12 protein-coding genes, 3 tRNA genes and 1 pseudogene are annotated in these 13,970 nt (G+C 62.4%); 9 read left to right on the top strand and 7 right to left on the bottom strand.

The features are described from left to right. Window positions 1-118: 118 nt before the first annotated feature. The 3 genes from Q0D31_RS22500 to Q0D31_RS22490 form a co-directional block, all read right to left on the bottom strand. On the bottom strand, window positions 119-2,107 hold the full coding sequence (locus Q0D31_RS22500) for an AI-2E family transporter (RefSeq protein WP_291856217.1): 1,989 nt from the start codon (window positions 2,105-2,107) through the stop codon (window positions 119-121). Between the two features lie 186 nt (window positions 2,108-2,293). Further along, window positions 2,294-2,368, bottom strand: a tRNA-Thr gene (locus Q0D31_RS22495). A 171-nt stretch (window positions 2,369-2,539) separates the two neighbouring features. Beyond that, window positions 2,540-2,938: a hypothetical protein gene (locus Q0D31_RS22490; protein WP_291856215.1), complete on the bottom strand. Its 399-nt coding sequence runs from the start codon at window positions 2,936-2,938 to the stop codon at window positions 2,540-2,542. Between the two features lie 192 nt (window positions 2,939-3,130). Here Q0D31_RS22490 and Q0D31_RS22485 point away from each other — a divergent pair, with 192 nt between their 5' ends. The 4 genes from Q0D31_RS22485 (at window position 3,131) to Q0D31_RS22470 (ending at window position 7,030) form a co-directional block, all read left to right on the top strand. After that, window positions 3,131-3,826 carry an urease accessory protein gene (locus Q0D31_RS22485; RefSeq protein ID WP_291856213.1) on the top strand — a complete coding sequence of 232 codons (696 nt, stop codon included), beginning with the start codon at window positions 3,131-3,133 and terminating at the stop codon, window positions 3,824-3,826. Between the two features lie 7 nt (window positions 3,827-3,833). Continuing rightward, on the top strand, window positions 3,834-4,643 hold the full coding sequence (locus Q0D31_RS22480) for a tripartite tricarboxylate transporter substrate-binding protein (RefSeq protein WP_291856211.1): 810 nt from the start codon (window positions 3,834-3,836) through the stop codon (window positions 4,641-4,643). A 315-nt stretch (window positions 4,644-4,958) separates the two neighbouring features. Further along, window positions 4,959-6,359, top strand: coding sequence for a selenium-binding protein SBP56-related protein (locus Q0D31_RS22475; protein WP_291856209.1), 1,401 nt, complete (start codon window positions 4,959-4,961; stop codon window positions 6,357-6,359). A 2-nt stretch (window positions 6,360-6,361) separates the two neighbouring features. Next, entirely contained in the window at window positions 6,362-7,030 is a 669-nt protein-coding gene (locus Q0D31_RS22470) for a hypothetical protein (RefSeq protein ID WP_291856314.1), read from the top strand. Window positions 7,031-7,067: 37 nt separating this feature from the next. Here Q0D31_RS22470 and Q0D31_RS22465 read toward each other — a convergent pair whose 3' ends face one another. Both Q0D31_RS22465 and Q0D31_RS22460 read right to left on the bottom strand, forming a co-directional pair. After that, complete coding sequence (locus tag Q0D31_RS22465; protein ID WP_291856207.1) at window positions 7,068-7,490, bottom strand: nuclear transport factor 2 family protein; 423 nt, start codon at window positions 7,488-7,490, stop codon at window positions 7,068-7,070. A gap of 10 nt (window positions 7,491-7,500) precedes the next feature. Further along, a complete protein-coding gene (locus tag Q0D31_RS22460) occupies window positions 7,501-9,141 on the bottom strand; it encodes an alkaline phosphatase family protein (protein ID WP_291856206.1) in 1,641 nt (546 codons plus the stop codon). Window positions 9,142-9,385: 244 nt separating this feature from the next. Between Q0D31_RS22460 and Q0D31_RS22455 the strand changes: the two genes are divergently transcribed. Further along, a complete protein-coding gene (locus Q0D31_RS22455; protein WP_291856204.1) occupies window positions 9,386-9,823 on the top strand; it encodes a hypothetical protein in 438 nt (145 codons plus the stop codon). 30 nt (window positions 9,824-9,853) lie between these two features. After that, a complete protein-coding gene (locus Q0D31_RS22450) occupies window positions 9,854-10,219 on the top strand; it encodes a hypothetical protein (protein ID WP_291856202.1) in 366 nt (121 codons plus the stop codon). A 58-nt stretch (window positions 10,220-10,277) separates the two neighbouring features. On the opposite strand, the gene rlmB is transcribed toward Q0D31_RS22450, so the two are convergent. After that, the gene (gene rlmB, locus Q0D31_RS22445) at window positions 10,278-11,105 is read right to left on the bottom strand and encodes a 23S rRNA (guanosine(2251)-2'-O)-methyltransferase RlmB (protein WP_291856200.1); all 828 of its coding nucleotides are present in this window, start codon (window positions 11,103-11,105) and stop codon (window positions 10,278-10,280) included. Between the two features lie 203 nt (window positions 11,106-11,308). Between rlmB and Q0D31_RS22440 the strand changes: the two genes are divergently transcribed. The 3 genes from Q0D31_RS22440 (at window position 11,309) to Q0D31_RS22430 (ending at window position 13,168) form a co-directional block, all read left to right on the top strand. Beyond that, a tRNA-Tyr gene (locus tag Q0D31_RS22440) sits at window positions 11,309-11,394 on the top strand. 240 nt (window positions 11,395-11,634) lie between these two features. Continuing rightward, on the top strand, window positions 11,635-12,699 hold the full coding sequence (locus Q0D31_RS22435) for an HWE histidine kinase domain-containing protein (RefSeq protein WP_291856198.1): 1,065 nt from the start codon (window positions 11,635-11,637) through the stop codon (window positions 12,697-12,699). A 395-nt stretch (window positions 12,700-13,094) separates the two neighbouring features. After that, a tRNA-Gly gene (locus Q0D31_RS22430) sits at window positions 13,095-13,168 on the top strand. A 44-nt stretch (window positions 13,169-13,212) separates the two neighbouring features. On the opposite strand, the pseudogene Q0D31_RS22425 reads toward Q0D31_RS22430, so the two are convergent. Next, a pseudogene (locus Q0D31_RS22425) lies at window positions 13,213-13,970 on the bottom strand (integrase core domain-containing protein); the annotation flags it as partial.

Genomic DNA, 13,970 nt, shown 5'->3' with positions numbered 1-13,970 from the left:
ACCTGCCATGATTCGGTCGATCGAAGTGTGCGCCAACCGACACACCCGCGAGCCAAAAGCAACCTGCGACGGCTCATTACACGGCTTGATCAACGATCGACCCCGCCGGTCCAACCCATCAGGCTGCAACCGTTGAAGGCGTGTCAGGTTTCGAGACCACATCAAGGGCTTCCGCACCCGTAGCCGCCGCGATGAACAAGCGCGCCGCATCGCTCAGGCTCGCCGCGGCAGCGTCGGCTTTCGCGCCCACCCTCAACTGTTCCAGTGCGGCGGCGTCGATATTCCCATCGAGACAACACAGCACAATCGATGCTTTGGGCAGCTTGCGCTTGAGGCGTCGAACGCTGTAGCGCATGTGCGCTGGTCCGGCCGCGTCGATGTAGATCAGACAAGCCATCGCAACACCGGTAGTATCTAGTCTGAAGATATTGGTAGAGGACAAAGCCTCGGGTGGTTCGACCTTTGCGGCCAGGCCGTGCGCGCTCGAGAGGTGGGCCAGCATGGTGGCGGCGGCCTCGTCGATGAGAGTGCGCCCGGCCACGCACAGCAGCGGGTGTTCGCCCTGCCAATCAGCCGAGAGAGTTTCCTTGGCGACAACAGGCAGGTGCTCAGCCGAAGCTGTTTCGGAAACGTCTTCCACAGCAGAAGACGCCTCTGGATCCGTGGTCGTGCCAGGCTCTGATGATGGTCGCTCGTCCTGTTCTGACAGGTCACTTACAAGCTCGCTGACGGAGTCTCTCACCGTGATAAGGCGTTCGCCGTCCAGCGCGCCACGCGCCGTATCGTTCTGCGCCAGCTGCAATCCCTTCAAGGCGACCTCGTCATAGTAGGACCCAAGCGAGCGTTCCTTCAGGAATTCTTCTGCCTTTTCGGCAGCTTCCGCCGGATCCGCGGCGAGCATCCGCTGATAGAATATTTCCGGAGGCGATAGCGCGGGCCGGTCGCCAAACATGACGTCGAGGAATTCCAGCCGCTCGACATGACGACCGAGCACGACAAGGCACACAGTCAGCGGGGTTGCCAGTACAAGGCCGATCGGCCCCCAAAGTGCGGTCCAGAACGTCGCGGCAACGACCACCGCGACCGGCGAAAGCCCGGTGCTGTGGCCATACACCATCGGTTCGATCACATGGCCCACCATCGGCTCCACAACAACAAAGAGGGCGAGTGTCCAGAAGAACATCGACCAGCCGGGATCGACGGCCACGGCCAGCGCAAGCGGAAAGGCGGCGGCGATAATGGCGCCGATGTAAGGCACAAAGCGCAGAGCTGCCGCGAGAATGCCCCAGAGGATGGGGCTGGGTACGCCGATGATCCAAAGCCCAAGGCCGATCACGACGCCAAAGCAGCCGTTCACGGCAAGTTGAGTGAGGAACAGCCGGCTGAGGCGACCCGCGGCGTCGTCGAGCGCGGCCGTGGTGCGTTGCAGATCATGGGATCCCGCCAGCCGGATCAGCCGGTTTCGGAGATCCTCGCGTTTGAGCAAAATGAAAATGACGAAGATGATGATGATGCCCGTCGTCGCGAGAGGATGTACGAGCGGGGAAACCACATCGCGCAGACTTTCCAACGCGCTCGGATCGGGCTGACGAACTTCCACGGGAACCGGGGTTTGCGCCGGCGCATTTGGAAAAATCGAGGATGCCGTCGTACGGCCTGCCGGTGCTTCCCTTGGCCTGTCGAGTTCCTTGCTGAGATCCTTCAGCATTTCAGAGGCACGCTCGAGCGTGCCCGTTCCGGCCTGGGTGTCTTTGAACGATTGTATCTTCTGTCTGATCGTCGATTGATAGCGAGGGAGATCTTCCGCCAATTGCGTCACCTGGGTAGCCAAAAGACCACCCGTCGCAAATATCAAAGCGAAGGCAAGGAGGACCACGCCGACCACAGCTATTCCCCGTGGCACATAGATTCGCTGCAGCTTCGCCACCAGCGGCGCAAGCACGAAGCTGAGAAGGATGGCCAATGCAATCGGAACGAAGATTTCGCGCCCGAAATACAGCATGGAAATGATGATGACGGCGAGGATTGCGGTCGCTACCGCGCTCAGCAGGGCGATCAGTTCCTCGGTGTTTCGCGCTCTAAATGGTAGGGTCTTTTCGGGCTTCATCTTGTTCCAGTTCCGGATGCGGTCGGCTCTTGGTGACAACGGCAAGGCCGATGGGCCAAGGCCGGCATGTCCGGATGCAGTTCCCCGGTTGACCGCTCGGTCACAATCCTTGGGGAACGCAACGGTTTCATATGCGAGCAAAGAAAGTCTTTGGGGAGCGGGCCCGACAGGCGGGTTACGGCGCGATGGTGCCGGTTGAGAGGATTGAACTCCCGACCTTCGGTTTACAAAACCGCTGCTCTACCGCTGAGCTAAACCGGCGAATTGGCTTGATCGGTCCGGCGATGAAGTCCCGCCCGCCTGGGTGCGATCCTTGCGGTTCGAATACCAGACTTGTCCGCAAAGGGCCAGAACCCCCGAGGCGCCTGGTGCGCTCACACGGTCAAAAGGCGGCCAGATGGCCGCCTTTTTCCGTGATCAATGCGGGGATGCTTACTGGCAAATTTGGGTTCGGCCATTCTCGGCCCGGAACAAGGTGCCGGGGACACAGACAAACCCGTTACGGCGCGCATAGTCCTGGCCCGCGATGTCCTGGCCCGCGATCGCGCCGGGCACTCCGACGCGCCCGGCGACCGTGACATCCCCGGTCCATACGCGGCCATCGTCCCACTGGTTGTAGCTGTTGCGCCACCCATCGCGATAGGGCTGGTCAACGACCTGACGCTGGTAGCTCCCGGTGTACGGATTTCCAGGGGCCTTGGTCTGGCAATTGGCGTTTGGATAGAACTGCGCGCAATAGCCGGGGTTCGAGATGACTTCCTGCGCTAGCGCGGGGCCTGCAAGGGTGGACGCGACGACGGCCGCAGCGGCGAGAATTCCGGATCTGATCATAAGATGCTCCTTGGAAGAATGATGCGTGGGTAAAGTGACATCCTTGCGTAGCGTTCCCCCATTTCTTCTCCGTCGATTCAAACCGGCGTGATGCCTAAAGGCCGGCCGCGGGTCCGATTTCGGTTGTGTGATCCGCCATCCGGTGTGAAATTCCGGCTGCCGCGGATGAACCGGCATAGTGGGCGGGGGCGTATGTTCGCAATTTTGGTGTTGGGGTTTTTGCTGGGCATGCAGCATGCACTGGAAGCCGATCACATTGCCGCCGTATCCAGCATCGCCGCGCGCCGCAACCGCGTCGCCGATATCGTCAAGCACGGGCTGACCTGGGGGCTTGGCCATACGCTGACGCTGTTCGTGTTTGCCGGCGCCGCCATCCTGCTCGGCCGCGCCATCCCCGAGGCCGTCGCCGGGCCGCTCGAGGCCGCCGTCGGGGTGATGCTGATCGGCCTGGGTGCGCACGTGCTGTGGCGGTTGTGGCGCGACCGTGTGCATTTTCACCGACACCGCCATGGCGACGGCACGGTGCATTTCCACGCCCACAGCCATGCCGGCGAAACCGCGCCGCATGCGCGCGAAGCCCATGCGCACGCGCACGGCTTCCGCTGGCGCACGCTGCTGGTCGGGTTGATGCACGGCATGGCGGGATCGGCCGCGCTGCTGGTGCTGGCGGCGACGCAGGCCTCAAGCCCGGCGTTGGGAGTTGGTTATATCGGGCTGTTCGGGATCGGCTCGATGATTGGCATGGGTGTGCTGTCGACGGTGATCGCGGTGCCGCTCGCGGTCTCCGCCCACGGACTCACCTGGGCCAATCGCGGCCTGCAGGGCGCGGTCGGCCTTGCCACTGTCGCCATCGGGCTGATGACGATCTACGAAACCGGGTTTGCTTGAGGGAGGATTGCTCGATCGCAACGTCATCGTCGAGAACCGCACCGGCGGCGACGGGCTGATCGCCATCAAGTCGGTCAAGGGCGCCAATCCCGACGGCACGACCATCCTCGTCACTACGGGACCGACCATGTATCTGCTGCCGATGGTCGAGACGACGCCGAGTTTCGACACCGCGCGGGACTTCGTGCCGGTTTCGCAACTGGTGCGCTTTGAGTTCTGCGTCTTCGTCGGCCCGGCCGTCCCGGCTGCCGAGGTCAAGGATTTCCAGCAGTTCGTGGCCTGGCTGAAGGCCAATCCGGACAAGGCCACTTTCGGCGTGCCGAGCAACGGCACCATTCCCCATTTCACGGGGTCGCGGCTCGAGGAGGTGCTCGGCGTCAAGATGACGCGCGTGGTCTATCGCGGCAGCGCGCCGATCATCAACGACCTGATCGGCGGCCATCTGCCGTTCGCGATTTCCACCCTGACCGACGCCATCCCGCAGCATCGCGCCGGCACCATCCGGATTCTCGCGGTCAGCAGCGCCACGCGTTCGCCGTTCCTGCCGGAAGCGCCGACCCTGAAGGAAAGCGGCATCGATCTGGTGGCGGACGGCTGGTACGGCATGTGGCTGCCGGCCGGCAGTCCGCCGGACTTCGCCAGGAAATTGAGCGAGGCCGCCGCCGCGCTCGCCAAGGCCGAGGTCAGGGAAAAACTGCAGGCCATCGGCCTGATCCCGGTCGGTTCGACGCCGGAAGGCCTGACCCAGCAGCTCGCCGCCAACACCGCGTTCTGGCAGCCGATCGTGGAGGCGACGGGCTACAAGATCACGAATTGACGCGGTGCTCCGTCAGGAGGCGCGAAAGCGCCGTCTTGAAGGATGGCCATACGCACCAGCCGGGCCTCATGGTTCGAGACGCGCGAAGACGCGCTCCTCACCATGAGGACTAACCGCCGGCATGATCCGATCTCCTCTGTGATCCGCCAACTCCGTTCTGTTCAGGGCGCCCTAATGGTGATTTATTTGGTGGTCTGTTCTGACACCAAGCGAACCGGACGGCGGCATGCGCAACAGGAATTGAAACGCGCCGGTTTAACCTGCTGCGGCCGCTGGGCTGCTTATGCACCTTCACGCGAACAGGGAGGCAGTACGATGACGATCAGGCCCGACCCGACGTTTCACGCATCGCCCAAGCTTGCCATGGAAGCTCCGCCCGAGAGCTTCGCCTACACCTTGTTGCTGAGCCCAGACTTCTCGAAACCCGACGCGCTCGCCGTGGTCGACGTCAAACCCGGCTCGTCAACATACAGCAAGGTCGTTCACACGGTGACGATGCCCAACAAGGGTGACGAGTTTCACCATTTTGGCTGGAACGCCTGCTCGTCGGCGCTGTCGCCGCTCGCCGGGCACGCGTTCCTCGAGCGGCGCTACCTCATCATCCCAGGCATCCGGTCCTCCCGGATTTACATCATCGACACCAAGCCGGATCCGACCAGTGCGAAGATTCACAAGATCATCGAGCCTGAGGAGATATTCAGAAAGACCGGCTACTCGCGGCCCCACACGGTGCATTGCGGACCGGAAGGCATTTACGTCTCGACGCTCGGCGGCGGCGGCAAGGACGGGACCGATGGACCGCCCGGCGTCTTCATCATGGACTGCCAGACCTTCGAGGTTTTGGGACGTTGGGAGATCGATCGTGGCTCCCAGAACCTGCACTATGATTTCTGGTGGAATCTGCCGCGCGACTACATGGTGACGAGCGAGTGGGGGCTGCCGCCTCAATTCGAGAACGGGATCGTGCCGGAGGATCTGCTCGCGAACAAATACGGCCATCGGATCCACTTCTGGGACCTCCGGGCGCGGCGAAACGTTCAGACCATCGATCTCGGCGCCAACCACCAGATGGCGTTGGAAGTTCGTCCCGCGCACGATCCGGTTCGCGAGTACGGCTTTTTGGGCGTCGTGGTCGACACCACCAATCTCGAAGGTTCGATCTGGACCTGGTGGCGCGAGGGCGGCAAGTTTCACATCGAGAAGACCGCCACCGTTCCGCCCGAGCCCGCGACCAAGGAACAGTTGCCGCCGCTGCTGCAGGGGTTTGGCGCGGTGCCGCCGCTGATCAGCGACATCGATCTGTCGATGGACGACAAGTTTCTCTACGTCTCCTGCTGGGGCACCGGCGAGATGCGTCAATACGACGTCACCGATCCGAGGAAGCCAAAGCTTGCCGGATCGGTCCACATCGGCGGCATCGCCCGTCGCACGCCGCATCCGAACGGCAAGGCCTACGGAGGCGGGCCGCAGATGGTCGAGATCAGCCGCGACGGCAAACGGGTCTACTGGACCAACTCACTCTACTCGACGTGGGACGACCAGTTCTATCCTGGTGGCGTTCCGGGCGCCGAGGTGATGGCCAACGCCAGTCCGGGTGGCGGCCTCGCGCTGGCAAAGGACTATTGGGTTGGCTTCCCCGACGGATACCGGGCGCATCAGATCCGGCTCGACGGCGGCGACTGTTCGACCGACTCGTTCTGCTATCCGTCGGTTTGAGTTTGAGCGAAGCGGACTGGACGCCAGCCTTGCTCTGGCTGGCTGTCGTCGCGAGCGGCCTCTACCACGGCGTCAATCCGGGAATGGGGTGGCCGCTCGCCGTGTCGGCGGGATTGATGGAACGGAGTCCGCGGGCGCTGGCTTCAGCGCTTTGGCCGCTGGCGGTCGGCCATCTGCTGGCGATGCTGCTGGTGATCCTTCCTTTCGCGCTGCTCGTCACCCTGGTCGAGTGGCAGCGCCAGATCCAGATCGGCGCCAGCCTCCTGGTCATCGCCTTCGGTGTCTTCCGGCTTGTCGGCCGCAGCCATCCACGCGCGTTGGCGCGGATTCCACCGACGCAACTCGGGTTGTGGTCGTTCGCCGTCGCCATCGCGCACGGCGCGGGATTGATGCTGGTGCCGATCTATCTCGGGCTCTGCCGGGAAGCCAGTCTCGACCGGGGTCACGCGGCCGCTGACGCCCTCATCAATACCAGTGTTTCCATGGCGGTACTGGTCGCCCTTGTTCATGCCGCCGCGATGATCGCCGCCGGCGGGTGTTTGGCGTGGCTGGTTTACCGCTATCTCGGGCTCAAATTCGTATCGCGCAGCTGGTTCAATCTGGATATGTCCTGGGCCATCAGCCTTGTTCTGGTCGGGGCCATCGCACTGGCGCTCAGCGTCGCGGGGTAGGGCGAGCGTCAGTTGCTGCGCTTACGATCAACCGGGACTAGATCGGCTTGCGGTACACGTCCTTGGTCGCGAGCAGGCCGTCCCTGAACGTATACCGCTCAATTCCACGCTGCTCCCGCTGTTCGCCCGTGGCTCTAGCGGTCTCGCTGAGGCGAAACGTCATGAAGGTCATATCGGCGGCATGGTAGTAAGCTACCTCGCGAAAACGCTGCTCCGAGAACAACGCCTTCTGCTCGGCTAGATGCGCGCGAATGGCAACCGGACCGGAGAGCGCTTTCGTCGTGCCCAGGCCGTCATGGAAGCTCCAGAGAAAATCAGGTGCAACGACCTTGTAAAGCGCGTCCACGTCGCCCTTGAACAGAGCGCGTGCAAAGCCTTTGAGCAGTTCGTCTCTCACGGCAGGCGAAGGGACCAAAATTGCTTGAGATATCGTCGGGACGGCGTGCGTCTCGTGGTCCATGGCGTTTTCCTTAAGGCTTCACCCCGATCTTGTCCCGGATCGCGCCGAGCTCCGCCTCGTCCCAGATGCCGATCAGAACGCCGTTCCTGATTTGCAATTGCTGGCTCGAATAGGCGGCGATCCTTTCGTTGGGAGTGGTGATGTGCATTTTCGGATGCAGCGCCCAGTCGAACAGCGCCGACTGCAGCCGCGCCACGACATCGGCGCATGATAGGTCGGCGCCGCGATCGCTCAACTCCTTGGGATCGGCTTGGAGGTCGTAGAGCATCGGCCGGAAGCCAGAGGCGTGGATGTATTTCCAGCGGCCGTCGAACGCCATGAACAGCCGGCAGCGCTCGATCGGCTGGTCCAGCATCACGCGGACCTCCTGCATGGCATAGTCGTATTCGGAGAAGGCGACCTTGCGCCAGTCGGCCGGCCGTTTCCCGTGCAGCAGCGGCAGCAGTGAGCGGCCTTCGAGGATATGGTCCGGCGGCGTGCCGCCGAAATAGCCGATGAAGGTCGGCGCCAGGTCGATCGCCTCGACCAGCGCATCGTCGACGGTGCCGCGGGTGCCGTCGGCCTCGGCCGACGGGTCAATCACGATCAGCGGAATCTTGGCGGACTGTTCGTGGAACAGGTCTTTCTCGCCCATCCAGTGATCGCCGAGATAGTCGCCATGGTCGGAGGTGAACACGATCATGGTGCTTTCGAGCAGGCCGCGCGCTTCGAGGAAACCCATCAGCACGCCCATCTGGTCGTCGATCTGCTTGATCAGGCCCATATAGGTTGGAATGACTTTCTCCCGCGCCTCGCTCCGCGCCATGTTGCGGGAGTAGCGCATGTCCATGTAGGCGGCGAACACCGGATGGGCGTTGGCGCGCTCTTCCTGCGAGCGGATCACCGGCTGCACGTCCTTGGGCCCGTACATGCTGGCATAGGGCTCCGGCGCGATATAAGGCCAGTGCGGCTTGATATAGGACAGATGCAGGCACCAGGGGCGGCCGTCGTCTTCGGCCTCGGCGATGAAATCCATCGCGCGCCGGGTCATGTAGGGCGTCTCCGAATGCTCCTCGGGAACGCGTGCGGCCTTGTCGGCATGAACCAGCAGCCAGCCGTTTTGCAGGCTCCCGTCCTCATCGGCGCCGGAATTGGCCCAGTGCTCCCACGGATTGTCGGCCTCAAATCCGTGCTCGCGCAGATATTTGTCGTAGGCCGGGCGCGGCCGCCCGGTGGGATGCAGGCCATCGTCGCGCTCATAGGGTTCGAAGCCGCATTCCGACACATGCACGCCAATGATGGAGTCCGCAGGAATGCCCAGATTCTTCAGGCCTTCGAGGTCGGGCGCCATGTGGGTCTTGCCGACCAGCACGTTGCGCACGCCGATGTTCTGCAGGTGATCGCCGAGCGTCGGCTCGCCCACCCGCAGCGGCCAGCCGTTCCAGTGCGAGCCATGCGAGCGCATGTAACGGCCGGTATAGAACGACATCCGTGACGGGCCGCAGATCGGCGACTGCACATAGGCGTTCGAGAACAGGACGCCACGCCTGGCCAACGCGTCGATGTTCGGCGTCTTCAGCACCGGATGCCCGGTGCAGCCGAGATAGTCGTAGCGCAGCTGGTCGCACATGATCCAGAGCACGTTCCTGGCGGGCATTTTGCGGCGGGTCATGGCATGCGATGCGGGTTGGAGGGCGGCGGATGGTGCGATATTGCCGCGCAAATGACAATCGACCGGACGCAGCCCCCATGGCGTTAACATTTCAGCGCCGGGTTTTCGGGGTTCAAGCGGCGTCCCCGGCGCATGCGCGTTAGGCATACCGGCACTTTTGGCCGGATGCCTTAACCTTCTGAAACACTCCCTTCGGTTACACTGGCGCTTGAGAACAGCGGGAACCTTACCCATGCGCGTTGGCATGACGGCAGCATTCTTGGCGGCGATGATTTCGGCGGCGCTGGCCGGCGGGGGCTTTGAGGTTGTGATCCCCGGCCGCCCCGGCGTACCCATCATCATTAACGGCGTCGATGCGTCCTATGCAGTGGTCGAGGGCGTGTGGGGACTCGGCAAGGGCAACCAGGTTGCGCCGACCATCTACGGCGGCCGTTATGTCGATCCACTTCCGTCCGTCGGCCGCTATTATCCAAGCGCCGGTCAAACGCCCGGCTACGGCCGCCTGGAAATCGAGCCGCCGGAAAACCGCGCGCTGCCGCGGCCGGCCGAAAGCTATCATCAGTCATGGTCCGTGCAATCAGCGCCGCTGCCGGCGCAGTCCAGCGTGCCGGTCGATCCGCCCGCAATCATCTACGCGCCACAGGATTACCGGGGCACGCCGCCGCCCAACGTTCCACGCTAGGAAAATCACGACCACCCACAGGAGAAAGTAATGCGTCAGGTGATCACAGGATTGGTCGCGGCGGTCGCCGCGATGGCCGCCACTCCCGCGATGGCGTGCGGCTACGGCGCCTGCGTCCATCCGCACGTCTATGTCGCGCCGGTGGCGCCCTACGGCTACGGCTATTCGGCCTGCAACCCCTGCGTGGGCTGGACCCGCGAACTGCTGCCCGATCCGCAGCAGCAATATTACTACGTCAACCAGGGCCCGACCTACACCGGTCCGGGCAACTTCGCGCCGCCCCCGGTCTATCGCGAAGGCTCGATTTCCGGCTACGGACATGGCTACAACCGTCCGCACCGACACCGCGCGCACCGCTATCACCAGGGCCAGCCCGTGCTGAGCCGCTATTATTGATCCGGTCGCGACACCGAAACTCGGACGCCCTCTCGCTTCGGTCGCGAGCGGGAGTCTGTCATTTCATGAGTCCGAGCCGGCTGGCGACAACATAGAGCGCCAGCACCGCGGCGTTCGACACGTTCAGGCTCTTGATCTCGCCGGGCATGTCGAGCCGCGCCACCACGCGGCAGGTCTCACGGGTCAGTTGCCGCAGGCCCTTTCCTTCCGCGCCCAATACCAGCGCCAGCGGCTGCTGCATCGTCACCGCGCCGAGGTCTTCGCTGCCCTGGCTGTCGAGCCCGACCGTCATGAAGCCGCGGTCGTTCAGTGCGGTCAACGCGCGGGCGAGGTTCTGCACCGTTACCAGCGGCACCATCTCCAGCGCGCCGGAGGCGGATTTCGCCAAGACCCCGGTCGCCTCCGGGCTGTGGCGGGCAGTGGTAACGACCGCCTTGACCGCGAAGGCGGCGGCCGAGCGTAAGATCGCGCCGACATTGTGCGGATCGGTGATCTGGTCGAGCACCAGCACGATGCCGTGCGGCGGCAGCGTGTCGATGTCGGGCGAGGGCAGGGGTTCGGTTTCCGCCAGGAGGCCCTGGTGTACGGCATCGGGGCCGAGCCGCTGGTCGATGACGCTGGGCCGGACGATCTCCGGGGCGACGCGGGTGTCGATGTTTTCGTCGGAGAGACGGCGGGCGGCGTTCTCGGTCAGGAACAGTTTTTGGATCCGGCGCTGCGGATTGGCGAGCGCCGCCGCCACCGTATGCCAGCCATAGAGAATGACCGGCCCGTCGAGGCCCATTTCGCGGTCGCGGCGAGCCGCTGGACGGGCGAATTTCCGCCCTTTTTCGAACGGCTTGCCGCCGCCACGGCGGAACGGCGGTTTTCGGTCGCGATCGTTCATGGGCACGCTTGTGTCACGGGTTCCCGATTATGGCAATTTGGGTAGCTGAGGTGGTGTTTGGCGGCTTCCGTTGGTTGACTTTGCCATCCCGCTTCGCCCATAAACGCGCCCGACCGGGAGTTCGCCATCGGCTCGCGGTATTAACGTCATCCAGGGCCTGATCTACCGCCTCCATGCGGTTGGGCTTGCGATGTTGTTGGAACGGGGGAGTGTCCCGAGTGGCAAAGGGAGCTGACTGTAAATCAGCCGTCTTACGACTTCGAAGGTTCGAGTCCTTCTTCCCCCACCAATACTTTCAAGGGGCTTATGCCCTTGTGCTTCCCAGCTTCTCAGGGCCAGCGCGAATTGGGAAGCATTGCGCTGCTGAACGTCCCCAAGCTTCAATCAAGTGGAGTCGGTGGTGCGTTGATCGGCTATAGAAACTCTGCTGCAAGCCGACCTCGTAAAAGCACAACCGGGGGAGATAACCGACTATACCTGCCATGTCTTTGCGATGGTGGTCGGGAATGCCGAATGCCGCTCTTTCGCCTTGAAATTCGGCCTGCCGGTGTTCAAGTTAAGGCAGTACCGATGGGGGAGTGGCGTGGGCATCGTTCGACGATTTGCGCGTTGGCGTTTAGAGCCGGGGTCGAACGAAGCCTATGCGTTTGCCATCGGTTGCGTGGCGGTAGCTACCGCTTTGCGCTGGGGTCTTGGTTTAATTAGTGACGACATTCTACCATTTCCCACTTACTATCCTGCAGTTCTCTTCGCGGCCCTTATTGGCGGGACCTATGCCGGGACCCTAGCGGCGACGCTGGGCGGGCTGATCGCGTGGTGGGCCTTTGTGGCGCCCCAGTACGCGTTCCTGCCGTTGAATGCCGGATCAGGGATCAGCTTGGTGCTGTACTTTATTGGGACCGCTTTAATCATCTGGAGTGCTAATCATTATGCCACGGTTGCAGCGCGCCTTGAAGCGGAAGAAGAACTTCGCAAACTTGCAGTCGAAGAACTTTCACACCGGTTGAAAAATAAAGTCGCGACCATACAGGCGATCATCAGTTCTAGACTTCGAGATTATCCGAAAGCAAGAGATACGGTCATCGATATGTTAGCCTCTCTTTCGGCTACCGACGACCTGATTATCTCAACACAGGGCGAAGGGGCTTTCATCAAAGACATAATTAAAGCTGAGGTTGGACCATACGATAGTTCGCGAGTGTCCATGCAGGGGCCTAGCGTACTCTTGCCTCAGAAGCTGGCTATCACAATGGCCCTCGTTGTGCATGAACTTGCTACTAATGCTGCCAAGTACGGAGCGCTCGCAAGTCCGACAGGCAGGTTGCATATCGTTTGGTCAGTGAAGGCGAGCCAAATGGTCATTCGCTGGCAAGAAAGCGGGGGGCCACTAGTTACCTCATCGAACCATCAGGGATTTGGCTCGCGACTTTTAGACCGCGCTTTAATGCCCTTCGATGGAAATATCGAAAGACGTTTTGAGCCTGATGGCCTGATCTGCGAAATGACTCTCAACATACGGACAGCACAGGGCCTTGAAGAGACTATCCAACCAGCGCCCCCAGTGACGGGAGACAAGGTTGGGAGTCCATCGTGAATTGAGAGCCGCTGCGGGGATGACGCAGCGGCCTTGGCCATAGCGGGGAACCCATCCGCGCCGTGGTCAATTGGATAACACCCCACGCAATTAAAAAGGCGCGGCGGGATTGCTCCGGCCGCGCCCCAACTATTGTGCTCGCTGGTCCAGGGCTGAGAGCGCCCCGATGCCAGGCCAAAGAACGCAGGCCTAGCGGGCGATCCCAGCGAGGTGACAGCGCTTGGTACAAGACACTGGATCACCTCCTTTCGTGGTTGATGGAGCCAGCAATATAGGCGGCGATTCGGCGTCTGTTAAGGCCCGAAACCGGCGTCGAACGCCGATGGAAAGGCGCCGCCGGCGGGAGCGGGGGCGGGTTGAGGCGGCCTGCCCGGCGTGTTAGTTCAACGTCCGACGCGGGTGTAGCTCAATGGTAGAGCAGCAGCCTTCCAAGCTGAATACGAGGGTTCGATTCCCTTCACCCGCTCCATTCGCGCATTTGTCCGGCCCGGACACATAGGTAACGGAGCGTACCTAAGACATCGGTGACAACCTCGTGCCGAACGGGTTGTCGAGGGGTTGCAGGGTTTTCTGCTCAGGTCGAAATATCCCAGATCATAATGCATGAAGGAGACGAGCCAAATACCCTCGTCGACTTCCTTGATGCCGAGCTTTTGGCCGGCCAGCACGGTTGAGATGTTGATCCGCTTGCGATGCAGGCAGAGACGTCCGCAGGCGGTGACGAGTACATCGCGGTCGTGGAACGGGTAGGTCAGCTCGGGCAGCCCTTGGTAGGGACGTGGCGAGGCGGTGTAGAGTTCCGCCGGGCACCTCATGTCGAGGGCCTCGTGCGGGCGTTCGGCGTTGAACTCGCGAACGAAGGCGTCGAAGCGCTCCTGCAGCTGCAGACTGTTGCAGCCTGGCGGCCGGGTGGCTTCCCGCTTGAGGGTGAGATGCATACGCTCGTGTCGGCCGTTCTGCTGCGGCTGGCCCGGCTTGATGCGCTCGATGGCAATGCCGAGCCTGAGCCACCAGACCGAGAGCCTGGAGAGATTGAACAAGGCATTGGGACTGGCGAAGGGCACGCCGTTGTCGGAGCGGATGGCCAACGGCAGGCCACGTTCACGGAATAGCCGCTCGAAGGCCGTGCAAGCGGTGTCCTCGCGGGTTGAATCCAGCGCCTCGCAGAGCAGCAGGAAACGCGAGGCATGGTCGGTCGCGGTCAACGGGTAGCAGTACCGTCCATTGCCGAGCTTGAACTCACCCTTGAAGTCGGCGCACCAGAGGTCATT

Source organism: Bradyrhizobium sp., assembly GCF_022844465.1.
Taxonomy (GTDB): Bacteria; Pseudomonadota; Alphaproteobacteria; order Rhizobiales; family Xanthobacteraceae; genus Bradyrhizobium.
The sequence above is the reverse complement of the archived record's forward strand: the minus strand, read 5'-3'. Positions and strand labels throughout refer to the sequence as shown.

What these genes read in the sequence shown, in the direction of transcription:
- Q0D31_RS22500 (WP_291856217.1), bottom strand. Translation starts at nt 2,107, where the DNA reads ATGAAGCCCGAAAAGACCCTACCATTTAGAGCGCGAAACACCGAGGAA.
- Q0D31_RS22490 (WP_291856215.1), bottom strand. Translation starts at nt 2,938, where the DNA reads ATGATCAGATCCGGAATTCTCGCCGCTGCGGCCGTCGTCGCGTCCACC.
- Q0D31_RS22485 (WP_291856213.1), top strand. Translation starts at nt 3,131, where the DNA reads ATGTTCGCAATTTTGGTGTTGGGGTTTTTGCTGGGCATGCAGCATGCA.
- Q0D31_RS22475 (WP_291856209.1), top strand. Translation starts at nt 4,959, where the DNA reads ATGACGATCAGGCCCGACCCGACGTTTCACGCATCGCCCAAGCTTGCC.
- Q0D31_RS22465 (WP_291856207.1), bottom strand. Translation starts at nt 7,490, where the DNA reads ATGGACCACGAGACGCACGCCGTCCCGACGATATCTCAAGCAATTTTG.
- Q0D31_RS22460 (WP_291856206.1), bottom strand. Translation starts at nt 9,141, where the DNA reads ATGACCCGCCGCAAAATGCCCGCCAGGAACGTGCTCTGGATCATGTGC.
- Q0D31_RS22455 (WP_291856204.1), top strand. Translation starts at nt 9,386, where the DNA reads ATGACGGCAGCATTCTTGGCGGCGATGATTTCGGCGGCGCTGGCCGGC.
- Q0D31_RS22450 (WP_291856202.1), top strand. Translation starts at nt 9,854, where the DNA reads ATGCGTCAGGTGATCACAGGATTGGTCGCGGCGGTCGCCGCGATGGCC.
- rlmB (WP_291856200.1), bottom strand. Translation starts at nt 11,105, where the DNA reads ATGAACGATCGCGACCGAAAACCGCCGTTCCGCCGTGGCGGCGGCAAG.